This is a genomic window from Peribacillus butanolivorans (genome assembly GCF_001273755.1).
GTDB lineage: Bacteria > Bacillota > Bacilli > Bacillales > DSM-1321 > Peribacillus > Peribacillus butanolivorans.
In genome coordinates this window covers 388705-412401 of sequence record NZ_LGYA01000001.1, presented here as the reverse complement: position 1 = coordinate 412401, position 23697 = coordinate 388705, and the positions used below count along the sequence as shown (strand labels likewise).

Annotated in this window: 24 protein-coding genes and 3 pseudogenes; 10 read left to right on the top strand and 17 right to left on the bottom strand. The window is 34.9% G+C overall.

The window, feature by feature from the left end; translation table 11 throughout:
* The first annotated feature begins 513 nt into the window (after positions 1–513).
* From AKG34_RS02050 to pcp, 3 genes are read left to right on the top strand one after another with little or no spacing between them, the layout of a single operon-like run.
* Positions 514–1188, top strand: coding sequence for a DUF969 domain-containing protein (locus AKG34_RS02050; RefSeq protein WP_053344558.1), 675 nt, complete (start codon positions 514–516; stop codon positions 1186–1188).
* A 35-nt stretch (positions 1189–1223) separates the two neighbouring features.
* Positions 1224–2186: a DUF979 domain-containing protein gene (locus tag AKG34_RS02045; protein ID WP_053344557.1), complete on the top strand. Its 963-nt coding sequence runs from the start codon at positions 1224–1226 to the stop codon at positions 2184–2186.
* A gap of 11 nt (positions 2187–2197) precedes the next feature.
* Positions 2198–2845: a pyroglutamyl-peptidase I gene (gene pcp, locus AKG34_RS02040; RefSeq protein WP_053344556.1), complete on the top strand. Its 648-nt coding sequence runs from the start codon at positions 2198–2200 to the stop codon at positions 2843–2845.
* 229 nt (positions 2846–3074) lie between these two features.
* Here the strand turns inward: pcp and AKG34_RS02035 are convergent.
* Positions 3075–3341 (bottom strand): annotated as a pseudogene (locus tag AKG34_RS02035) (GNAT family N-acetyltransferase); the annotation flags it as partial.
* 1027 nt (positions 3342–4368) lie between these two features.
* Between AKG34_RS02035 and AKG34_RS02025 the strand changes: the two are divergent.
* Positions 4369–5328 carry a hypothetical protein gene (locus tag AKG34_RS02025; RefSeq protein WP_053344554.1) on the top strand — a complete coding sequence of 320 codons (960 nt, stop codon included), beginning with the start codon at positions 4369–4371 and terminating at the stop codon, positions 5326–5328.
* Between the two features lie 630 nt (positions 5329–5958).
* On the opposite strand, the gene AKG34_RS02020 is transcribed toward AKG34_RS02025, so the two are convergent.
* From AKG34_RS02020 to AKG34_RS02010, 3 genes are all read right to left on the bottom strand, one after another.
* On the bottom strand, positions 5959–6486 hold the full coding sequence (locus AKG34_RS02020; protein WP_053344553.1) for a dihydrofolate reductase family protein: 528 nt from the start codon (positions 6484–6486) through the stop codon (positions 5959–5961).
* A gap of 183 nt (positions 6487–6669) precedes the next feature.
* On the bottom strand, positions 6670–6936 hold the full coding sequence (locus AKG34_RS28200) for a hypothetical protein (RefSeq protein ID WP_053344552.1): 267 nt from the start codon (positions 6934–6936) through the stop codon (positions 6670–6672).
* 122 nt (positions 6937–7058) lie between these two features.
* Positions 7059–7577, bottom strand: coding sequence for a GNAT family N-acetyltransferase (locus tag AKG34_RS02010; RefSeq protein ID WP_053344551.1), 519 nt, complete (start codon positions 7575–7577; stop codon positions 7059–7061).
* A gap of 172 nt (positions 7578–7749) precedes the next feature.
* On the opposite strand from AKG34_RS02010, the gene AKG34_RS29795 reads away from it, so the two are divergent.
* A complete protein-coding gene (locus AKG34_RS29795) occupies positions 7750–8103 on the top strand; it encodes a YvbJ-related protein (protein ID WP_456238415.1) in 354 nt (117 codons plus the stop codon).
* Between the two features lie 37 nt (positions 8104–8140).
* Here AKG34_RS29795 and AKG34_RS02000 read toward each other — a convergent pair whose 3' ends face one another.
* From AKG34_RS02000 to AKG34_RS01970, 7 genes and pseudogenes are all read right to left on the bottom strand, one after another.
* A complete protein-coding gene (locus AKG34_RS02000; protein ID WP_053344549.1) occupies positions 8141–8686 on the bottom strand; it encodes a GNAT family N-acetyltransferase in 546 nt (181 codons plus the stop codon).
* A gap of 527 nt (positions 8687–9213) precedes the next feature.
* Positions 9214–10011: a fumarylacetoacetate hydrolase family protein gene (locus tag AKG34_RS01995; protein ID WP_053344548.1), complete on the bottom strand. Its 798-nt coding sequence runs from the start codon at positions 10009–10011 to the stop codon at positions 9214–9216.
* A gap of 622 nt (positions 10012–10633) precedes the next feature.
* Complete coding sequence (locus AKG34_RS01985) at positions 10634–11047, bottom strand: hypothetical protein (protein WP_053344546.1); 414 nt, start codon at positions 11045–11047, stop codon at positions 10634–10636.
* Positions 11048–11191: 144 nt separating this feature from the next.
* Positions 11192–11290: pseudogene (locus AKG34_RS28550) on the bottom strand (NAD(P)-dependent oxidoreductase); the annotation flags it as partial.
* Between the two features lie 99 nt (positions 11291–11389).
* Positions 11390–11809 (bottom strand): DUF3021 domain-containing protein, encoded by a 420-nt coding sequence (locus AKG34_RS01980; protein WP_236694850.1) that lies wholly within the window; start codon positions 11807–11809, stop codon positions 11390–11392.
* A complete protein-coding gene (locus AKG34_RS01975; RefSeq protein WP_053344544.1) occupies positions 11806–12261 on the bottom strand; it encodes a LytTR family DNA-binding domain-containing protein in 456 nt (151 codons plus the stop codon). The genes AKG34_RS01980 and AKG34_RS01975 overlap by 4 nt, the downstream gene beginning before the upstream one ends.
* A 395-nt stretch (positions 12262–12656) precedes the next feature.
* Positions 12657–13142, bottom strand: coding sequence for a PaaI family thioesterase (locus tag AKG34_RS01970; RefSeq protein WP_053344543.1), 486 nt, complete (start codon positions 13140–13142; stop codon positions 12657–12659).
* A 243-nt stretch (positions 13143–13385) separates the two neighbouring features.
* Here AKG34_RS01970 and AKG34_RS01965 point away from each other — a divergent pair, with 243 nt between their 5' ends.
* The 5 genes and pseudogenes from AKG34_RS01965 (at position 13386) to AKG34_RS01945 (ending at position 17945) form a co-directional block, all read left to right on the top strand.
* Complete coding sequence (locus AKG34_RS01965) at positions 13386–14081, top strand: response regulator transcription factor (RefSeq protein WP_053344542.1); 696 nt, start codon at positions 13386–13388, stop codon at positions 14079–14081.
* A 1-nt stretch (position 14082) separates the two neighbouring features.
* Positions 14083–15018, top strand: coding sequence for a sensor histidine kinase (locus AKG34_RS01960; RefSeq protein ID WP_053344541.1), 936 nt, complete (start codon positions 14083–14085; stop codon positions 15016–15018).
* A gap of 223 nt (positions 15019–15241) precedes the next feature.
* Positions 15242–16165, top strand: a complete 924-nt coding sequence (locus tag AKG34_RS01955) for an ABC transporter ATP-binding protein (protein WP_053344540.1) — start codon at positions 15242–15244, stop codon at positions 16163–16165.
* Positions 16158–16843: pseudogene (locus tag AKG34_RS01950) on the top strand (ABC transporter permease). Before AKG34_RS01955 ends, AKG34_RS01950 begins: the two are co-directional and overlap by 8 nt.
* 679 nt (positions 16844–17522) lie before the next feature.
* Complete coding sequence (locus AKG34_RS01945; RefSeq protein WP_053344539.1) at positions 17523–17945, top strand: carboxymuconolactone decarboxylase family protein; 423 nt, start codon at positions 17523–17525, stop codon at positions 17943–17945.
* Positions 17946–17978: 33 nt separating this feature from the next.
* Here the strand turns inward: AKG34_RS01945 and AKG34_RS28505 are convergent, their stop codons facing one another.
* From AKG34_RS28505 to AKG34_RS01920, 6 genes are all read right to left on the bottom strand, one after another.
* Positions 17979–18140 (bottom strand): hypothetical protein, encoded by a 162-nt coding sequence (locus tag AKG34_RS28505; protein WP_201783544.1) that lies wholly within the window; start codon positions 18138–18140, stop codon positions 17979–17981.
* Positions 18141–18155: 15 nt separating this feature from the next.
* Entirely contained in the window at positions 18156–18389 is a 234-nt protein-coding gene (locus AKG34_RS29525; protein WP_407946271.1) for a transposase, read from the bottom strand.
* A gap of 264 nt (positions 18390–18653) precedes the next feature.
* Positions 18654–20444 (bottom strand): glycosyltransferase family protein, encoded by a 1791-nt coding sequence (locus AKG34_RS01935; protein ID WP_053344537.1) that lies wholly within the window; start codon positions 20442–20444, stop codon positions 18654–18656.
* Positions 20445–20481: 37 nt separating this feature from the next.
* The gene (locus AKG34_RS01930) at positions 20482–20805 is read right to left on the bottom strand and encodes a hypothetical protein (protein WP_053344536.1); all 324 of its coding nucleotides are present in this window, start codon (positions 20803–20805) and stop codon (positions 20482–20484) included.
* Positions 20806–20825: 20 nt separating this feature from the next.
* Entirely contained in the window at positions 20826–22010 is a 1185-nt protein-coding gene (locus AKG34_RS01925) for a glycosyltransferase family 4 protein (RefSeq protein WP_053344535.1), read from the bottom strand.
* 504 nt (positions 22011–22514) lie between these two features.
* A complete protein-coding gene (locus AKG34_RS01920; protein ID WP_053344534.1) occupies positions 22515–23543 on the bottom strand; it encodes an FUSC family protein in 1029 nt (342 codons plus the stop codon).
* Between the last annotated feature and the right edge of the window lie 154 nt (positions 23544–23697).

Sequence of the window (23697 nt, the reverse complement as noted above, 5' to 3'; positions counted from 1 at the left end):
TTGGAGTTTAATCCCTTTATAGAGCCTTAGTATCAGATTCCTGTTCGTCGAGCCAAGATTTTATTCCACGCTTCCTCCAGCCCTTACCTCACGATAAGTACCTTGCGCTTCCTTAGTGGTTGGTCGATGTGTACCCCCACAGTGGACTTTCACCACCTAGATAGTTGCCATGCCTGGCACACAAGAAAAAGCTAACTTAAAGTCAGCTTAGATCTTCGCACCCGTTAGTTAAATAGACTATATAACAATCCTATTTCTGGTGATATTATTCTTGAATCTCTTTAATGCTTCTTCCACAGAAATAGGCGTGTCCCATTTTTAGTTTTACTACTGTTGTAAATAAGTATTTTTGATGCATTTTTTCTATTCTTTCATTATAAAAGACTTTGATTTTCACATAATTAGTCACGTGGATTAATAAAAAATTTATTTCAAAAATTCTTACTTTAATGTACAATAACATGTAGTTTATATTTTTGCAGAATAGTTTTAATAATAAGAAAGGGGATATATATGGTTCTAATTGGTGTTCTTTTAATCATGATTGGATTCGTACTTAGATTCAATTCAGCAGTTGTGGTAACGGTTTCAGCACTCGTAACGGGGATGATTGCCGGTATTCCCATTACCAGTATTATTACGCAATTTGGCGAAGCATTTACAACTAACAGGTACATGTCTATTCTCATAGTCACGCTTCCCGTTATTGGGCTGCTTGAAAAAAATGGTCTCCAGCAACAAGCTTCAAAGGTTGTATCAAAAATCAAAGCCATCACTGTTGGCCGGGTATTGACCATGTATTTATTGATCAGGGAAGTCGGAGCTGCTCTTGGTTTAAACAGCCTTGGTGGTCATCCGCAGACTGTACGCCCGCTGATTGCTCCAATGGCAGAAGGGGCTGCTCTATCAAAATATGGTAAGCTGCCTGAGAAAGAGCAGCAGGAAATCCGTGCACATGCTGCCGCAACTGATAATATCGGCTTGTTTTTCGGAGAAGATATTTTCGTGGCGGTTGGTGCAATTCTATTGATGAACGGATTTTTTGAACAGAACAATATCCCTGCTGACCCAATATCAATGGCATTATGGGGAATTCCTACTGCCATCTTTGCTTTTATCGTACACGCCATTCGCCTCCGTATGTTTGATAAAAAGCTGGATAAACGTTTGGGCAGTCGTGACCAATAATGAAAAATACTCCAAAGAGAAAGTGAGCATCTATTATGATATTCTCAGTTGAAATGATTTATGTATTGATGGGCATCATTGTTCTAGGCTGCTCCCTATATATTTTCACTGATCGGACGAACAGCCGCCGGTTGACTACAGGAAGCTTTTACTTGATTTATTCAATTACATTAATGTTCGGCAAAATTATTCCGCCATTTTACATTGGGCTTATGGTTATTATTATGGTTTTAATCATTGCAGGTGGCGGGTTAAAGAAAAGCGAACATGTTGAAGAAAGCATTACTGTAAAGGAAGAGCGAAGAAAACGGCTTGGCGGCAGGCTTTTCCTACCCGCCATCTTGATTCCTATTTTAACCTTAGCTGGTTCTAAGCTGCTAGACGGTGTTAAAATTGGCGGAAAGGCTTTGCTGGATCCATCTAATGTAACGATGGTTGCTTTAGGTCTGGCGTGTTTGACTGCCATTATTTTTGCGATGGTGATGACACGCGGAACACCTGCAGGAGCTGTGAAAGAATCACGTCGCCTGCTTGAATCTATTGGTTGGGCTGTATTGCTGCCACAGCTACTTGCAACATTGGGAACCATTTACACAAATGCAGGGGTTGGTACAGTCGTTTCCAAAGCTGTGACAGCAATCATTCCCGAAGGTTCGCTATTTTGGGTTGTGGTCATTTTCTGTCTCGGCATGGCTATATTCACTATGATCATGGGGAACGCCTTTGCTGCCTTCCCAGTTATGGCTGCAGGTATCGCCATTCCTTTTCTGATTAACCAATTTGACGCTAATCCAAATCATATAGCTGCCATATCTATGTTTGCGGGTTATTGTGGAACATTAATGACGCCAATGGCTGCCAACTTTAATATTGTGCCGGCAGCCTTGCTGGACTTGAAAGATAAAAACCATGTCATAAAAGTTCAAGTTCCAACAGCTTTGGCAGTATTAGCTTTCAATATCGTACTTATGTACTTACTTGTTTCATTAGGCGTATAGGAGGGATCTTCATGGAGCAAAAAGTGTTATTAACCGGGTTTGAGCCCTTTGGCGGAGAAAGAGTAAACCCTTCCTGGGAAGCAGTAAAACAGTTACATGGAGAAGTTATTGATGATGTGACTCTAGTTGCTGAACAAATCCCAACTGTATTCGGGAAATCAGTTGCAGTAATGGAGCAGCTTATCCAGCAGCATAATCCTGACATCGTTATCTGTGTAGGACAAGCCGGGGGTCGGCTTCACATCACCCCTGAACGGGTGGCAATCAATATAGATGATGCTAGAATCCCAGACAATCAGGGAAACCAGCCTATTGATGAGCCTATTGCAGACAAAGGGCCAGTAGCCTATTGGTCTACGATCCCCATCAAAAGAATTGTCGAAAACATGAAGGAAAGCAACATTCCTGCATCGGTATCCCATACCGCCGGAACATTTGTATGCAACCATATCTTCTATGGATTAATGAACTATATCACCCGAACCTCATCAAGCATCCGGGGTGGATTTATCCATATTCCTTTCATTCCGGAGCAAACCATTAATAAAGAAGCGCCTAGCTTAAGCCTTGAGACAATTGTTAAGGGCATAAAAATAGCTGCTGTCACAGCTGCTAAATATGAATCGGATATTCATACAGTAGGCGGGACGACCCATTAATTGTACCGTTTTTTAAAAATTTGACCGATTTACTTGTTTTGGTAATAATTCATGATTGGCCTCATGTTTATGATGAAAGTGTCCTTTTCGCTTGCGAGCTTCGGACACTTTCATCATATCAAGAGGTCTTTTTGTGCTCAAATCTCTTTTTCATTCATTGCAATAATTTCCATAATAAGAGGAGCTGCTGATCAGCTCCTGATAATGAAGTAAAGCACCTGTTAGTTCATTACTGTTTTTTCCATAACCCACCTGAACAGGGAGTAAAGCCACAAGTTTCATAAAAGTTTTTATGTTTGGGATCATACGTTAAGGTAACAATTTCTAAACCATACCGTTCAGATTCGCTTAATAATTCTCTTACTAACTCCACACCAATTCCCATTTTTAGATAATCAGGATGAACAATTATGTCTTCCATATAACCATGTTCTAATCCCATGCCAGCAACATAACCAAATGCTATAAGTTTATTATTTTCGTTTCTTACTCCAGCCCAAAAGTTACAACGTTTGAATAAGGTTGGGAAGTCTTTGTCTCGTCTTCCTCAACCAATCAGTTCCCTTAATTCTGGTACTTCATGATTAGATATTGGCATGTTTATTATGACCTTATAGTACATTTAATTCCCCTTTCATCATCTACAATAGAATTCAATATTATGAAGTCTTATTCCTTGTACAACTAATCTGCCCCGTTAGTGCCATAAGAAAAAGGTTGCCTCAGCAGCCTTCCTTATTGAAGTAAAGCATCTGTAAGTTCTATAAGGCTTATTGTAGAGTTGACACATATTGTGACGTAAAAAGAGTAATTTTACTATCTGGTTTATTTCTTATTTTTATCCCGAATATAAGAAATAAGTAGGTCTGTTATAGAAACCAAAGTATCAAAAAACTCTAAGAATAGATTGAACAATTTACCAGCCCCTTTTAGTTGATACTTTGTTGTTTAATTATGGCTATTTTTAATAAATCTTTAAAAACAATTTTATTAATTTGATGTTGTCATTATGAAGATTTGCAGCAGGAATTTTGGTTTAATGAACAGTTCGAATACACTACACTTCTTGAACTTACCTGCCCCTTAAGAAACTGAAGGTCTGGTAAATTCAGAAGCAAAAATATTTACTCAAGAACCAGATGGTACAGGTAGTTCCATCCTAGCAAAGAATAAAGTTCACGGGAGGTTAGATACATACAACCCACCTTTGAAGAGTACCTATGCAGTCGCTAAATCATCCTCTGACAAAAAACAGGATTTTATTTACACACGAGCTAAAACCTTTAATGGTGATGGATCTTTAATAAAAACTAATTCGGCAAGTTCTACAAAGACGGACTATATTGGAGTTAAAACAATAAACGGAACAGCATACTCCTTGAATGATTTCGCTATTGGGACTCATACTTTTAAACTTAAAGAGTATAAAACTATTAATGGTCAAACAAAGGCATATTGGTAATAGAAAAGAATGAAGAGATATGCTCATTGCATATCTCTTTTAATTAGGAGAAGATTGGTTTATGAAAAAATACTACATAACTGCGTTATCTGTTTTGGTATTGCTTGGAGTTTTTTACTGGTTTTTTTCTTCATCTCCAACTAAAGAATTAAGCACTTCTAACATTGTTGATATTGAAAAAGAACGTGAAGTAACGAATGCGGATGAGTATGGTTCGGTTGGGTATGGTTTGAAAAATTTGAAAGGTAAACATATAGATGAAGGAAGTACACTTAATAGTAAAGAGAATGAAGTGTCAGTTGTTGCTTCAGTAGACCACGACATTGATGAGGACAGAAAGTATGCTTTACTTGTTTTTGAAGATTATAAACAAGTAAAATTTAAAGTTGAAAATAAGGAGCAGGAAGTAAATAAATATTTCTTTGAAATGAAACCTAACAGCTCCATAAACTTCAAAGTTTCTGTTCCCATTCGTTCCGACTCCATTGAATTGACTTTTGTAATCGTGCAAAAGCCAGAATATAAATTGAAGGAGCTCGATCTAATTAAGGCAGGAATTTTAGAACAAGTTTTAAGTATGCGGTATTCCATCAATAAAGCTGACAGCAGGGAAGATGTAAAAAAAGTAAAGGAAGTAAAACCTGATGCTATTGTAAAAGATGGATTAAATGAAAATGTATTTATCACAAATAGTCAGGAAAAGTTGCAATCAATTATGACTGAAAAAGAAGACAAGAAGCTTAAGCTCTCTGCCGGAAATGAAACGAACGATGAGATCAGATATGCAATCATAGCTTTAAAAGATTGGGAACAAGTTGCAGTCATAGATAACATAGAAATCTTATATACAACTGTTCCTCCAGAAACTAGACATCTTTTTGATTTTAAACTACCCGAAGTTGAAAGCGAAAAAAATTTCCAACTCATCGCCTTTCCATTTCCTTATGAAGTAAGTGCTGATAATTATGAGAGTCAACAAACTTTTGGTTCCTTTAGAGTTGTTATTCAAGATAAAGAATAAGATTATCAACAGAAAGGAAGAATCGGATTGTCTACTATAATTAATATATTAGGTGTCGTGGGTATTTTTGGATTTATAGTTTTTTTAGCAATAACAAAAACTATAAAAGATAGATCCAAAAGGTAGTTTTTTAAAGCAATCGTATCAAACCTGAATTCATCAGGAACCCGCAACGAATGGGATTATGAATGAGGCCCGGATTACCAGGCCTTTTTATTTGGTTATTTATAAGGCATCGTAAGACTAGACTTAATTCCAAAAGGGGTAAATTATATTGGATGAAATAGAAAAATATGTATAGAAGGAGGTAAGTTTCAGAGTTTTGTACGCTAAGTAAATCCCAGCAAAAAAAGCCCTTTCCAAAACTGACTTTTTTTATTTCTCTTATTGTGCTAAAGCATCTGTTGATTAAAGAAGAATCAACTGTATCTTTGAAATAAAGATGATAAATATGGATTCTTTTCTATTGATTTAGTTTACGATTTTTATAAAATAGTTTGATTATTTTTAGTGAACTAACACACCCGTTAGTTATATAAACATCTATTAATTTTCAAACGGTTTTCAGTAAAAAATGTAGTTGAAAAGGTAAAAATCTTCCCCTACTAAAAAAGAGAAAGATGATGAAAATTATTTTTTTATATAATGAAGCATAGCAAGTTGACCTAATTTTTCTACTTTGGTTAATGTGTATTTTAGAGTAATATCATCTCCGTTATAAAGGGAGATTCCTTTCCCTAAAATAATAGGTGCAATGGCTAGGTGAAATTCATCAATTAAATTTCCTTTAAAAAATTCACGAGCTAAGTTTCCTCCACCAATTAACCATATATCTTTACCAGGCTTTTGTTTTATATTTTTAATGAAAGTTTTGACATCTTCATCAATAAATGAAGCATATTCATCTGATCCACTAACAGATTTAGAAAATACATAATTTTTATAATCACTATAAGGATAATTCATATCAAATCCACGAATGACATCATAAGTTCCTTTTCCCATAACAACAGTGTCAATTCTTTCTAGGAGTGAATTGTAGCCAGAATCTCCTTCTACTTCTGTTGATTCTAACCACTCTAATGTACCATCATCATTTGCAATATAGCCATCAATTGAAGTACCAATGTATAAAATAATGTTACGCTGTTTTTTCATGTAAATCTCCATTCCTTTGTTTCAGATGATAAAATAAGTATACCTATTAAACTAATTAATTCTTCTGTCTCTTAACTTTCAACTATTGAACTATTCTGCCCCGATAGTTGCATAAAAGAAAAAGCTTCCTTAAAGACAGCTCTGATCTTAAGCTAACGCACCTGTTAGTTCATTAAGGATATTTTATTTTTTTAACTGTTTATTTAAAAATACAAGAAATACTCTTTGAGATTTTTCCTTTTTTATAATTCTTTTTACACGCATTGTACTTTGTAAATACTGCCTAACATTTCTATTTACAAAAAACAATCGATGATATTTTTCATCTTCGTATATATCTTTAAACCATATATGATTCTTCAGCAATTCTATATTTCGATCAATTTTTCGAGTATCCAAAGAATTATCACCGAATCCTGCGGAAAGAATGCCTAAAAGAAAATCTAACATAGCTTAATTATCGCCCTGTTATGAAGTAAAGCCACCCGTTAGTTCATTAAGAAAAGCCAATCTTATTCAAGAATCGCGCCCGTTAATTAAACAAGTTACACGCGTGTAAATCTTTATTACTCTTACTCAATACATAATTCTGAGATATCCTTCCAGCCATAAGCAATATCCTCTACTATGGTTCCTCCAAACGTACTGGTCCTATGAATGTATTCTTTTCCTCCCATACGTTCATAAAATCCAAGTCCAGAATTATTCTGTTTCATTACCCAAACCATCATAGAATAAATACCTTTTTCTTTAAAATGTTTAGCAATAGCTGAAATAAGCCGCCTACCAACACCAAATCCTCTACATTCCTGTAAGAGATAAAGCGAATATAGTTCTCCATCGTAATTCTTCTCATCTATACTTTTACCAGATGCAAAACCTATAATTTTCCCTGTTTCATTAATTGCAACATATATAAAAGGTTCATTTTCGTTATATAAAAAATCATTCCATCTTTTTTCTGCATCTTCATACGATAATTCGTCCAGATAATCGTCAGGTACTAGATCACGATAAGTAGTCCTCCAACTATCAACATAAACTCTTGATATGCCCTTTATATCCTCTTTCCTTGCTTTTCTAATTTCCAAGTTAAGTACCTCCAATGCAAAACAGTAAAATAATAAAACTTATTATAACATTCTTTCTTCAACCCTCAGTTAGCTCAATAAGTGTTATTCCATAAAATGAACCAATTGTTGAACAAATCAATATGCACTCTTGAACTATCCTGCCCCGATAGTTCTATAAGAATAGGCTGCCATTATCAATACAGCTGCTGATAATATCGTTAAAGACTATGAGGAAAACATTCAGTTTGCAAAAACAAATTGGAAAGGAACAGCGTTAGGGACTCGAATCGATCTTGGGAATATTAAATTATCTAAAGAAAATGAACAATATCGAGTGGAAATTCCAGTAGAATTTCATAATAAACAAAAAAGATACAATGGATTTAATGACAGTGAACCAATAGTAGAAACATTTGAGGAATATTGGTTAGCTTTAACTTATAATGAAAAATTCAAACGATGGATTATAGTTGATGTAAAAGATTACTATGCATTGAATAAAGAATTTATAGAAGGAAATGACGTGGTGAAAAGTGAATTTTAATAATATAAAAGCATACAACGAACGAGTGCAAAATATCCTATTTTAATAAATCCTTGACCTTGATTCTCCAAACCATATGATCATACCCTTCATCCCAATAATCCTTTAACAAATAATCAGGATCTCCAAATTTCTTTTTCCAGATTTTTTGTGCACGAATATATCCACTATCTAAACAAAATTCTTCTATGCCCCTATGCTGCAAAGTATGATACATTGTCTTCAATAGCAAATTACCTACCCCATTCCTCTGGTAGTCAGGATGAACAAATACTGTACCTACTTCAATTAGCTTATCTAAAGCATTGTTTGTACAATTGCATATCAGCTCGCTTGATGGACCGTATTCGATTGAACCAATAATTTTATCATCATCTAAAGCAATCAAGAAATATCGTTTTTCCCCATTGCTTTCAAGATCACTTTCTAAGTATTTTTTCTTAGCTTCGATTTCATCTTCTATATCATCTAACTTCTCTCCGATACCTTCTTTAGTAAACGTGTCTGTAATCACTACCCTAAAAAAATGATTTAACTCTTTAATGTTCTCAGTTCTTGGCCTTCTAACCTCAACATTAAGCACTCGGAACCCCTCCCTCTCAGCTCTTAAATTCAATAAAGCTTTCAATAATCCTTTTTGAAGTATCTGCTTCATTAGTTTAAGTGAAAACCTACAAAATTTTCATACCATATGTCTGTAGCTTTGAAACAAAGTTTGATCAAATTAATACAAGAAATCTTAATATGAATAAATAGAAAGGGCATGTTTTGAAAAAAGATAATCAAAACATGCCCTTATACTATTTAATTGGATTATTCTTTTATAAAAAAGATTGATCATTTTTGTGTTCCTTAATCAAACGCACTCGTTAGTTCAAATGATTCAATACTCAACTATATTTAGCCATTGACCATCAGGTTTATCATTTATCTCAAATAAATTGACACCAAGCTCTTTTAATACTGCCGTTTCTCTAGCAGCACCACAAGCGAATGCAAGAACAAAGAAACTCTTCTTTTTTTATTGCGATGTCCCCTGTAACATTTTAAAAAGTCGGCTCATCTATTTATGAACATTTTCATATTTGGCATTAAGAATACTGGCAAATCCTACTGAACCTCATTACATAACCGACCGATATTCTCGACTTCAACAACGACCTCATCCCCTGACTTGATCGGGCAGCTGCCAGATGGTGAACCCGTGGCCAAAATGTCACCTGGCTCAAGTGTCATTACCTGCGAAAGCCAGCTGATTAGATACGGAATGCTTAGAGACATTTCATTGGTATTCCCGTCTTGGACAACGCGGCCGTTTAAAGTGGTCACAATCCGCAAATTTGTAGGATCTACCCCGGTAACGATGCACGGCCCCAAAGGTCCGAACGTATCAAATCCTTTGCCCCGCGTAAACTGTGGATCTTTTTTTGTAAGATCTCTTGCTGTGACGTCATTAAATATCGTGCAACCAAACACATAATCAAGCGCATCTTCTTCTTTAATGTTTTTTCCGCGCTTCCCAATCACCAAGGCTACTTCCCCTTCAAGTTCTACTTGGTTGGATAGATCATTTGGAGGAAGGATAATTTTCTCCTTGTCTGGAATAAGCGCAGATAATGGCTTTAAAAATAGAAATGGTTCTACAAGGTTTGCCTCTCCCCCTGTTTCCTTCGCATGACCTGCATAGGTCCAGCCGAAATTAACCACTTTAGAAGGTTTTACAGGTTCCAAAATTTTAACGTCACTATATTTCAGCTCTACCCCGTCATACTTTATTTCCTTGTTGACAAGTTCAGCAAAACTGCTAGACAGTTGTAATATCATCTCATCCTCAACAATACCGTAATGTATTTTGCCCTGTTGATTCTGATAGCGAACTATTTTTTGTGTTTTTTGTAGCACATTCATGATGAATAAACTCCTTTGATAAGTAAGGTATACTACCTCAAATAATATAAAATTCGGGTCTCCACATAATCGCAAACGAAGACTTCCAACTTCATTATAACCGATAAGCTCAATGAAAATGAAGTTAGTGGTATTATCGAAGTCGCTCTAGACATAATAGTAGGGAAATGGAAGCCTGTAAGTAACACCTCAATGACATTTGGAACATAATTAAACGCTTCTTCGGGAGACATCCTTTAGTAATTGATTCGAACGAATTACAGGATAATCTCCTACTTCGTAAGTTTTAGGAATTAATATTTTTAATGCTTTAACTACTTCTTTTTTATCCCTTATTGATATTTCTTCTAACTCATTTAACTCTGGGCATTCTTTGAGTGCATACACTCCAACTGAATCTAAAGTAAATAGAGATATAATCAAAATCAGTACAATAAGTTTTTTTATATAAACACACACATCTTTTCTAATCTTTCCTAATTAGAAAAAAGTTATCAATCCTTCTTCAACTAATCTGCCCCGATAGAGGCATAAAGAAAAAGCTGCCTTAAAGAAGCTAACGCACCCGTTCATTAAGACTTATTGTAGAGTGGACACAAACTGCGAAATTATGAAATCTAATTTAATCAGTAACATATTTAGTTAGCTCATTCAATTCTTTGTCATTAATATACCGATGTTTGTATGAAATCACACTATATTTAGTATATTTTTCTCCTGGTATACGAATAGTCATTTGAATTAACTTAAAAGGTGGGTTGATGGGTCCCTCATATCCCATTACATGTAATGACACATCATATGTATCATTTTGAATATCTCTTGAAATTTTTTCAATTCTATTAAATGTGAATAATTGACTATCACCGTGTTTTTCCATAACTTCAAGAATGGTTCCACCAAGATATCTTAGAAAAGCTAATTCCATAATGGAAGGTGGCTTGTTTTGAGGAATTGTTTCAATTGTGTTTTTTGCTTCAGTAGCACTACTAGACGAAATGAAAAAGATAAGAAAGAGTATGGCTATTTTTTTCATTATTAAGTCTCCTTGTAGATTATTATCTTATTTTTTACAAGAAGTTAGGTTTTATCCATAAAATTCTTTATTGCACAGTTCGAATACACTACTGTTGGCTTAAAATAAAGTTCGATTAAAAAGTTGCTGAAAACATTCATTTCATCATAAAAAGGTAGCGATTGATCCACCATTTACAAAAAGTATTTGTCCTGATATGTAAGAAGAATCATCAGAAGCCAGCAGCACATAGGCAGGAGCCAATAAACAAAGAGCTACTAAAAAAGCAACTCAATCAGGTAAAAACATTATTACTGAAACTACTTATCTCTCTTACCTTAAAAAATTACTGTCCATCCTCTCTCAATTACCTCTCTTATCTAACCCATCATTCAAAATTTTCACTTGGTAGCGGAAATAGAGATAGAAAATAATCCAGATGATCGCATAGAATGGTAGGAAAATACCAATTCCTGTTACTAACCCTTTTAAACTAAATGGAATCCATCCAACAAAGAAAGAAAGAAGAAAGTATAATATGCTAACAGTCAAAAAATGTAGAATAGTCTGAGATAATAAACTCCATTTCTCTATTTCAAATAATATAGTTGCTGTGCTGAAAAACCAGCCACATAATAGGCAGCCTATCGCATTTTTCACGAAAATCCCACTGTCTAATGAGGTCACATCACCAAAACCTATTACTCCAAAACACGTCAATACCATCACGAGTGCTCCAAAACAAATCCCTACAAAACTACGAAACAAAAGTGTTTTCATCATAATCCCTTCCTTCTCCATTGAAATGCTTTCTTAATTCCTTGAACATAGTGTCGAGAAACATATTCTTTTTCCCCTGACTTAAAATAAACGCATAAAGTTCCGTTGAAAGATACCTCAAATCTGCTTAATTCATTTAGATTTGCGATCACCGATTTGGATAATCGAACGAACTGATTACCTGGAAGGTCCTTTTCCAGTTCATATAATCTTTCTTTCATTTCAAAAGTCCCTTGTTTCGTCCGCACCATTATGGAATCTTGCTCTGTAAACAAACAGATTATTTCTTCTGCCCTGAAAACATGCTGCATATCTTCTTTCCTGCCAACAAAATATGGTCGTTTTCTCTCCTTCAAGCGCTCCATTAATTCTTGCACTTCCTCATTCCATTCATGATTTCGGATAAGTACCTCTATCGCTTGGACCTCCTCATCTATCTCTACCTGTATTTTCATCTTTGCGACCTCCCTTTGCTTATATTTTAAGTATATTGATAAACTGAAATTTCGCTTGTGATTTCCAGCCACATGTAACTAAATAGCTCTAACTTGCATAAAATGCGCTGTCAGTTACATCGGTATTTTGGTACAAAAAGCGCTCAACCGCCTTGGAATCACTCACTTGGATGGACTTTCTCCATCAAGCTAAGGTGAATATGTATGTTAAAACATTCTGCCCTGCACTGTCTTTCATTCTTTGATTTTGAAGATACTTGCTAGGTGCACTAAATAACCGTCCAAATGCTTGGACGGTCACATACTCTTTTTCTTATAAAGCTTTTATTAGGCCTTACTTCTTCTCAACTGAAGGATCCGTTGCATTGATGACTTATGACCCATCATGCTAGGGATTATTCTTTGCTTGTAAAAGTGCTCGGCATCACCACTGCTACAACTTCTCCACGAGCACAAAGTGTTTCATTTGCAAATACTTCTATATCAATTTTCCACTTCTTAGGATGAATCTCTTGTATCCTCCCAACCGCTATTAATGGAACATCATTTGGAGTTGGCCTTACAAATTCCACTTTTAATGAAGCTGTTACAAACCGAGGAGGCTCTATTCCATCCCCAACTTCATGCCCATTTTTTCGATGCAATGCCAATGCAGCCGAACCTGTTCCATGACAATCAATTAACGATGCAATTAAGCCGCCATAAACGAAGCCTGGAATTGCAATATGTTCTGAGCGTGGTGTATAAATTGTCCTAGTTTGTTCTCCTTGCCAACCCGTTCGAAAATGATGACCATCTTTATTTAACCGACCACATCCATAACACCATGCAAATGCATCTGGATAATCATCTTGAATCGCTTTTAGCACTTTCTCCTCCATTATTTCTCCCCCTACATTTTTCAGAATATTATAATATCAAGGATACTGTAGCAGCTTCATTAATTCAATATTTTGATGATCGTGTTTAATTTAGTACTACAAGTTTTGAGAATTAATTGGCATTTGCTGTTGTATGCACCAATAGAATTTCTGCTAGAATGGTTTCCACCTTTTTTCACGTTTAATAGATCTTGGGGTATAATTAAAGATGTTAATATATGTAAAAGTTGGGAGCGGTAAGAAATGCAATCTAATATTTTGCTAGTGGAAGATGATCTATCGATTCAAGAAATGGTAGAAAGCTATTTAACAAAAGAGGGTTTTATTGTAGCGACAGCTTCTGATGGAGAAGTTGGACTGGAAAAATTCACGCAATGTTCGTTTGATTTAATCATACTAGATATTATGATACCAAAGATAGATGGCTTAGAAGTAATGAAATTGATTCGTGAAAGAAGTGCTGTCCCTATTTTACTAATGTCTGCTAGGGACACAGATGTTGATAAGGCAATCGGGTTAGGCCTCGGAGCAGATGATTATATTTGTAAGCCATTTTCAATGATTGAGTTGTCGGCCCGGGTGAAGGCAGGAATTCGTCGTTCGACAAAATATTCAGCTCCACTAAAGATACAAGATAAAATTATTCAGATTGGTGATTTGGAAATAGATACAATCAATTTTACTGTCTGGAAGAAAGAGAAAGTTATTAAACTCACTTCTAAAGAGTTTGAACTATTAAAGCTATTTGCGATGAATCGCAATCGTGTGTTTACAAAAACTCAAATTTATAACCTCATTTGGAATGAAGAATATTATGGTGATGAGAATGTTATTAATGTTCATATGAGAAGGCTGCGAGAGAAGATAGAGGATGATCCATCAAACCCAGAGTATATTAAAACATTATGGGGAATCGGTTATAAGCTGGAAGTGATGTAGCATGGTATTTTTTTTAATGATGATAATTTTCATATTATTAGGTGTTGTTTTTTTTCAATATAGAACGCAGAAAAGTAAAGATGCGAATTTACGTTACATATATGAAAAGCTCCAGGATATTTTGGAAAACCAAACAGGTGAAAAGTTATTAGTTGTGACAGATGATAAAGAACTACAAAAGCTATTAGTCGCTATTAATCATTTATTAGTAGCAAAGCAAATCACAAATGCCGATCATGCCAAGTTAGAGATGTCCATGCGCAAGATGCTCTCTAATGTATCGCATGACTTAAAAACACCGCTGACGGTTGTTCTTGGGTATGCAGAGATGTTACATACAGATCCTACGATGAGTGAGGACGAACGACAAGCACTGCTGAAAAAGGTGCATATGAAAACTATTGATGTAATAGAACTCATTCATAAGTTTTTTGACTTAGCGAAATTAGAGTCGGGAGATAAAAAAATCGAGTTAACTAGAATTAATATGAATGAAGTGTGTCAGGAAAATATTTTATCGTTCTATGATTTACTAATGGCGAAAGGATTTTCGGTCCATATTGATATACCAAATGAACCTCTATATGCACTTGGAAATGTTGAGGTGCTAAATAGAGTGTTAAATAATTTAATCTCGAACGCTATTACTTATGGAGATGATGGAAAAACACTGGGCTTGACTTTAAAAAGTGATGAAAAGGTTGTGTGTATTGAAATATGGGATAAAGGAAAAGGGATTGCTGAGTCACAAATCGATAAAGTATTTGAGCGTATGTATACATTAGAAGATTCAAGAAATCGTTTATATCAAGGTAGCGGACTTGGACTAACGATCACGAAGCGACTTGTAGAAGCATTAGGTGGGGAAATTCATCTTTCCAGTACGTCATATGAAAAAACAGTATTTATTATTAAGTTAAAAAGAATGAAATTTTAGCTTGTAGAAAGAGGTAGTCCCCAAGCTTTTTTGTCTTGCTCCAGGACAAACGACTATCAAACTTCCGACTCTTCCTTTATCTCATTTCGAGCATAACAGTTTGTACGTGCCAAGTGGTCTCCTTACGCTTCCCTGTGAGCTTAAGGAATTTGTAAGAATTGAGTAAGAAAAAAGAGAGGTTCGTTTCGTACAATTAAAATATGCAGCGAAAGGGGAAAGCGAAATGTCATATATATTAAAAACAAATCAACTTACAAAAGTATTTGAAGGAAAAGAGGTTGTTTCCGGGGTCAATATGCATGTGAAGCAAGGTGAAATCTACGGGTTTTTAGGGCCAAACGGTGCTGGTAAAACAACGATTATGAAAATGATTACGAATTTAATCAAACCTACAAGCGGTGATATTGAAATTTTCGGTGAGAAATTAACTAATACATCATACGAAGTGCTAAAACGAATAGGGACGATAATTGAATATCCTATTTTTTATGAAAAACTAACAGCAAAGGAGAATCTATACTTACATTGTGAGTACATGGGCTATTATGACAAGAAGTCCATTGACCACGCGTTAGATCTTGTAAAATTACACAATGTCGATGACAAAAAAGTAAAAGACTTTTCTCTTGGTATGAAACAAAGGTTAGGAATTGCAAGAGCGATTACGACAAAACCAGAACTGTTGATCTTAGATGAACCTATTAACGGTTTAGACCCCATTGGTATTAAAGAGTTACGAGAGTTATTTAAAATGCTTTGCAAAGAATATGGCATTACTTTACTAATTTCTAGCCATATTTTAGCTGAAATGGAACAAATGGCAGATACGATTGGGGTCATTCAAAATGGGAAGCTGATAAAAGAAGTTTCAATGAAGAGTATCAATGGGGAACAGACAGATTATATTGAGGTGACGGTTCAAGATATCAAAAAAGCAACTTACATTTTAGATCATGAACTTGGTTTAAAAAATTATAAAATCATAAGTGAACAGATGATTCGCATTTATGAAATGACCGCAACACAACAAGAAATTTCAAAAGCACTCATCATGAAGGATATTGAGATTGAAAGTATCAACAAAAAACATAGCTCATTGGAAGAGTATTTCCTAAATTTAATGAACGGAGAGGGAATTCATGCTTAAATTAATGAGACTAGAACTTATGAAATTTAAATTTGGTTGGTATATAAAAGGTGCGATTATCACAAACATAATCATGACACCTATTCTGTGTTTCGTTATGTATTTAGAACAGCAGGAAAGAGATTCAATGATTACAATGTATCAAGAAGCCTTTGTAATGATCGGCGCAATGGTGAGAGCTACATTTATTGTGTTTGCCGCAGTATTGATTGCGAAAATAGTCATTGAGGAATATAAAAACAAAACCATTTTGATTATGTTCTCATATCCCATTAATCGAAAGAAAATGATTGCTAGCAAACTGTTATTTATAGCTGCGCTGACGTTTATCACCATGTTGGTGACTAATATCATTGTTGCGGGTTCATTTACTATTATAAATAGCTATTTTCCCATTGTTCCATTTTCAATAACTGCAAATCAGTATTTTGGAGAGGCCTTAAAAATGATTCCATATTCCATTGCCACAGCAGGAATTAGCTTAATTCCATTGTATTTTGGGATGCGTAAACATTCTGTTCCGACCACAATAAGTTCATCCCTTATAGTAGTGATGATTGCTTGTGCTTCTAATCCAGCATTCTCAATGGTGATCCTCTTCAATTAGCGCTCGCGGCAGTCGGAGTAACAATTGCTTACTCGGCAATTCGAAATATTGAGAAAGAGGATGCGATTTAACTTGAATAACGGGCGGGCAAGCAAAGAGGGTATGTCAACACTAAATTGAACGACTTTTATAAGTACTATCGCTGAAATTCCACTGGTGTCAAATAACAATTATCTAGTTCAAGAGCCAGCTGTTCAAGAGAAGCGACTGCCCCGTTTGCGAATTCATTTCTAAACACGTTGTACATCGCTTCGGCCACGGTGTTATCATACGGACATACTTTTGCACACTAAGTGATAGTTGATTGCCAAATGTCTCTAGTGCATCTGAAATCAACTTGTTATCTTTGCCACGATCTGTATAAAACAGTTGAATATGATGTAAAATCCTTTTTATACTGAAATAAAGTTTGATTAAATTAACGTCATCTTAAAATGGACAACATTCATAAAAAGTTTCAAGATGGTCAATTATCATAATCATTTTCCCTGCTCCTTTTCTCGATATAAATGACAAAAGCCCTTGTACGCTAGGTAGCGTTCAGGGGCTTTTAGTTGACCTCACTTACTTTATAGAAGTAGCCAAATACACCTGCAGTTCGTGAATTTATCCAGTATATTTCAGCTGAATTACCTTTTTAATCATGAAAAAAAGGAATGTATTGCATGAGTTATATGTATTTTACGAATAACGAAAACTGCGTTATAGTTATTTTGTCAAATACAAATGACGTTTTAGGAGGAAAATAACATGGAAAAAACTCGTTACCAACAAGGTGTAGATATTATAAAGGAGTATACTTTAACAGATAACAAGGAAATTGGAACACACATGAATATTGTAGACGAATTTAAAGAACTTGCACCTGATTTAGAGAGTTATATTGTTGAATTTGCTTTTGGAGATATTTATTCACGAGAGGGCTTAACTAATCATCAACGTACGATTGCCACAATCTCTTCTCTTGTAACTCAAGGTACGGAGCCGCAATTGGAATTGCATATCAACACAGGACTTACAATTGGATTAACTCCAAATGAAATTGTTGGAACTGTCATGCACTTGATTCCCTATACAGGCTTCCCGCGTGTCTTGAATGCTCTAAAGGTGGTAAAAAAAGTTTTTGCTCAAAGAAATGTAAAAATTAAGGATTTAGAAATGCAGACAAATTAATAAAACCGCTAACACGCCTTAAACGGCCTCATGCTAAAGCAGGTGGATTTGGACATATATGTCGACGACTAAAGTCATCTCAAAGTCCTTAAGCATAATAAATTTTTTCGACATATTCACTTCAATCCTGAATATGTCGTTCTTTTCTTCATTGACTTGATTAGCTATATGATTTCTAATTGTTTCTTCTGTCATCGTTCCTACTGTGGCTCAGAAATAGCCTCTTACCCATAAATGTTGTCCCCAGTACTTCTTTTTCAGCTCAGGGAATTGATCCTGCAGAATTCTTGAGGATCTTCCTTTTAGGTACTGCATGATTTTACTGGATGCTAAACTTGACGAACAAGATAATAATAAGTGATCCTTACCTACACCTACCAAATATGGATGTAACGAATAAAGAAGAAATAGATCAAGTCTTCCCTTTTTACCGGTACCTTCCATATGCAAGGTACCGGTAAAAAGGGAAGCAAACAAAAAGCAGCCCCGAAAACACAATTTTCATCGTGTATTTAGGACTACTTGACGTTTACATTGGAAAGGAGTCTGAGTCTGATTTTGACTTTAATCTCTCAGGGGACACATAGCTTTCTGAAATACCAGCAACTAGGAAGCCGTTATTGTTTCACAATTTAATGATTTTCTATTTTGAGTCTTTTCCATTTCATTGTCTACTTAATCAGCTTCAAAAAAACCTTCCCCTTCTTATTAAAAGTTAAGCCTTTTTCTTAAATCCCAATATTTAAATGTCATCTTACCCATTTTTGACTTCGAAAGTGAATCGTATTTACGTCCAAGTGCTAGGTTTTGTTTTTCTAACTTAGTAATTTGTTTAAGTTGAACCGCGTTCAGTTTTTTTAATTTCTTTACTTCTTTAACAAATTCTTTGTTTTTCACTTTCACATCATTGTTTTTATTTTCTACAATTATCCGTTCTTTTATTGAAATTTCCATGTCTTTTGGTTTTAATTTTGGAGTGCTATTGGTTTCAAATCCTATAGTTTTTAGATATGGCAAATTATTTTGAAAATTTTCCTCAAAGCTGCTATAACTTTTATGAATTTGAAGGAAGGTAAAACATCCTGCTTTTTCCGCTTGAATGATTTGACCAAACCCAGACAGCTTAACAAGTTTTTCTACTTTTTTTAATTCTTCTGGAATGCTTTTGAAAATATAGGTGAAAACTTCTTCAACATTTATATCTGCAGGCAATTTTTTTACCTGATGGGATGGTACATGCTTATTTAGTTCATCAAAGTCATCTTCATCAATATAATAAGCATTTCCACTTTTATATAAATAATCAGTAATATGTCTACTCCATAATAGCCCTTGCAGTTTTTTTAATGCTTCGGAAAACAAAAACTGCCTGCTAACTTGATACATTCGTTTGGCTGCAAACTCATAAATATCCTTATTACATAAAGCTAATTTGACTGTGTCACGGAAATCCTTCTCTGTAACAGCATATAACGGGTAATCTTCCCCAAAAAGCTTTATATGCATTTTGGTTGGATTCATTATTACAGCCTTCCTTAAAATTCCGTATTCCAATAACTTCGTAGACAGTTCCAGACTGCTGTCCATTTCCTCACTTCTCCAGGTTATCCCTATGTCACTGTTCACTATTAATTGTTGAGCATTCTCCCTCGTCAATGCCCCGTACCATGTAAGCCCTTCTGTATGTTCCAGGAGATATGTCGCTTCTTCCTTAAACTGAGAATCGCCTTTAACCCATTTGAATTTATCTCCTGCAATATCAAGTGAAAGATTCGGAATCTCACGCTTTAATTCTTTAAAGGCAGTAATGATAGGAATCGTCTTCCAATCAGGGTCGAATTTCCCAGTATATACAAGTTTGTGTTTTAACCGATCTTCCCCTCCTGCTGATTCAACGTTTGGTATCATCGGGGTAAGCAGGGAAACTTTGTTTTTTTCTTTATTCAAATTAAGAATCTCAATTACAAATTCGCACATCTCTTCTGTTTGACATAAGAAATAAGCACATTGATTGTATATATTTTTGATGCTCTCAAATTTTTCTTCATTAACATCCTGACCTATATGAGTTAAGCCTGTAGCATAAACTAATGTATTCTTTATGATATGCTTATGCCTTGCTATTTTTTCAACAGTCTCAATGCTTCTTACAAATAGCCAATCATATTCCTTTTGACTCCAATAATGAGAAATGAGCATTTCAGCAATATCAAAATTAATGACACCTTTTTTTACCCATTCTTCATCGGTGGCATTAAAAAAAGGATCAACAAAAGGATTAAGAATCGTTATATTGTCAAATTTCTCAAGTGGCTGAATTAATATATCGCGTTTGACTGGGCTAGCTAAAAGTAAATCTACCTCGATGTTAGAATCTAACGCAATAGTCGAAGCTAGGGAAGATAAAAATACTGCAGATCCATCCATTGAATTCATGTCAATAAAGCCAAATAGAAGTACCTTCATTTTTCTGTTACGCACTAATTCATGTGAACTCAAAGTTTTCACTCCAATGACTGAAATGTGATATGAATTTCTATTTTTTTATTTGTTCTTTCATAGATGATTTGAGTGCAAGGTATTTCAACGTGAATTTCCCTATATAAGTAACGTTGAATTTGTGTTCTAATAACTTAAGTCTACGTATCTCTTTGTTTAGCTTAATGTTTTCTTGTTGGGCTAACTTACCTTTTTCTAATTCTTCTCGCAACCTATTATTTTCTTTTGTAACGTTCTCAATAATGTTTTGTTTTTCAGTGCTATCGTTCTCTATGAGCTCTAATGTCATGGACATCATGTCTTTCATTTGTAATTCTAGTTCCTCATACATAGTTTTCCAATATTCGTTTCGTTCGTCCATATTGAAAAAACTCCCCTCCATTAACCTTGGATAATCTCTAATTCTCTTTTAATAACAACATCTACGGCGCATTTATCTCGAATAGACTGCGATGCTTGTTTTGACACTCTTAAGAATACGTCCGAATTGTAATATAAGCGTTCTATTGCATCGGCAATTTCGATAGGAGACTCAGGTTTTGTAAGAAGGCCAGAAACGTCGTGTTTAACGAATTCGGGGATTGCCGTGATATCTGTTGAAATCGGCACTAGCCCACTAGACATGGCTTCACACATTGAAACCCCTTGAGAGTCCAAACGGGTTGGACAAAGAAAAATTCCATACTCCTTATGCAATGCAGCGATTTGCTCTTGAGATATAAAGCCTTTATGAATAGTTACATTCTCAAAATTACGGATTGGCTCAACTGTTTGATCGAACAACTTTCCATCACCATAAAAAGCAAATTCTAATTTATTGAAATATGGTCTCTTTGAAAGCTCTAGCACTGCTTTCACCGATAAATCATTGGCATATTTTCGAGAAGCGTACGGCCTGATTGAAAGGACTTTTGTCCGCATATCTGCTGGCTTTTCTATAAAAGTAAACAAATTGTCATCTATTACATTGGGAATGATTACTGAATTTTTCGATTCTGCTCTCGCGTCACATTCCGCTATATGTTCTTTAAACCATTTGGAAATATGAACAAAAGTTGTATCCAATTCATCCGTTTGATAAAACCAATTCATAAAAGAAAGCTGTGCTACATAATAGTCGTCCGCCATTTCAAGAATCTTCCGTAAGCTTTCAGGGCTTTCAAGAAAATTAAACCATCTTCTATGCCAAGCCTCCGTTTCAAAACCATGTATCCACGTAATAATTGGTAAATCTGTGCTTGTTTCTTTTATCGCTTGTACCATTTTTGAATTAACAAAATGAATGAGCGCTTTTTTATGTACTTTATGATTTAAGAACATGCGTAGATGCTGTTCAGTTCCTCGATAAACAGGCACATCTTCATACGAATACTTTTCAGCTTTTTTATAGGTAGGATGTAAAACAAAGACATCAACCTTCAAACCCTCTGCCAAATAAGCCTTGACTCTTCGGTGGATAAACCCATTACGATATAATTGCTTTTCGTGTGGATAAGCATTCGTAATGATTACATATCTATCTTTATCGTTAAATGTAAGTTCATTTAGATTTATAGATTGCTCCATTTTTGTTCACTCCTACTATTCAGTCATCTTCAATCAGCCTGCTTACTCATCTGTAAATGAAAGATTTTTAGAAGACCCTTATCCCAAGTCAATTCTACTTTTAAAACTGTGAATCGATTATAACAAACATGTATTACTGAATATTGACATCAATACGAGAAGTATGTAAATAAAAGTAAAGTTTTCATGAATTTTTATATGTTTTAGTAAAGGGAATAGGAATTCTAGAACATATTTTTAAAATTATTACAGAGATAGGGTGATTACCAGTATTTACATGAAGAATTGATGACAATGTTAACTAGCAAAAATAAAGAGAGAACGATTCATTTACCAGAATCGTCCTCTTACATTGAAACTATTGTATTTTTTGTGTACTGGAAAATTCAAGTAAAAGATAAAGGTCAAAGCTGTTAAGTGAAATAGTCAAACGATGATGAAGATCCTTTAATACGATGGTACAGTGAGCATCCTTTTCTCCTGATTATAATCAGATGACTCCCTTTACCTTTTTGCCGTTTGGTACTGATCGATTAATCGACTTAATCGTCGCAATTGAAGGCTATATTCTACGATGGAAGAAGCAATAATCATTGTGCGTAATTTCTGTTCTTTATTTTGACTGTATATTTCGAGAGCACGCTCGAAAAATATTTGGCTTTTTTCCGCCATATCATTTTCAATATGATAATCTTCCCCTTTTATTTTCCCTTCGTATTTTAGCAACAAGTATTCATGACCTTTGATTAACTCTTCAAGATGATGGTCGAAGAGATGGTTTTCCTCCTCATTCGTCTTACTCTGGAAATAATGTTCATCAATGTTTTCTACTACTTGTTCTGCCTGCTTGAGGGTCTTCAGCATTTGTTTAAATACTACGATTTCCCTAACATCCAGCTGGTTTAGTTTTACAAGATTCCCTCTTTCTTCATCAAAAATCTTATATTGTTCTTCTAGTTTTGGAATGTCTTTAATTAATTTTGCATTGTGTTCTTGAAAAGATTTTGCCTTCATTTCCTTGGAAAATGCCGTACGTAATAATAAAGAAAGATTGTTAAAAATCAATTGAACTTTATCAAGGTAATTTCGTTTATATTTTGGTGGGAAGATGGCAATATTTACGATCATTGCACACACAATACCAACTAAAATGATTAAACAACGGTTTAATATAAAGTGCAGACTTTCATTACCTGGAGCACTCATGATGGCTAATACCGTAACGAGTGTAAGCGGTATTGTGCTTTCCATTTTCAATTTCAAACATAGCGAAATTACCAATATCATGACAAGTCCAATCATAATTGGACTATCCCCCAAGAAATGAATCGAAAAAAGCGCAGTCAGTGCACCAATTACATTGGTAATGATTTGGTCAAACAAATGCCTCCATGTACGATAAATAGAAGGCTGAATCGTGAAAACAGCTGCCACCCCTGCAAACACTGCAGGCTGCAAATTTAAGATCGAGCAAATTAACAATGCCAATGTAACAGCAATTCCTGTTTTAAGGACACGCGGGCCAAGAGTCATGGATTTGTATCTCCCATTCTGTAATCTTTCTTAATAATCAACACTACAAATAAATAGGATCTCACAAAATTCACCACTAACAATTGCCTGTTTATGTATTACTAACTTTATAGCAACTGTAAGGGAAAAACCTGTCATTGTAAGATTAACTATG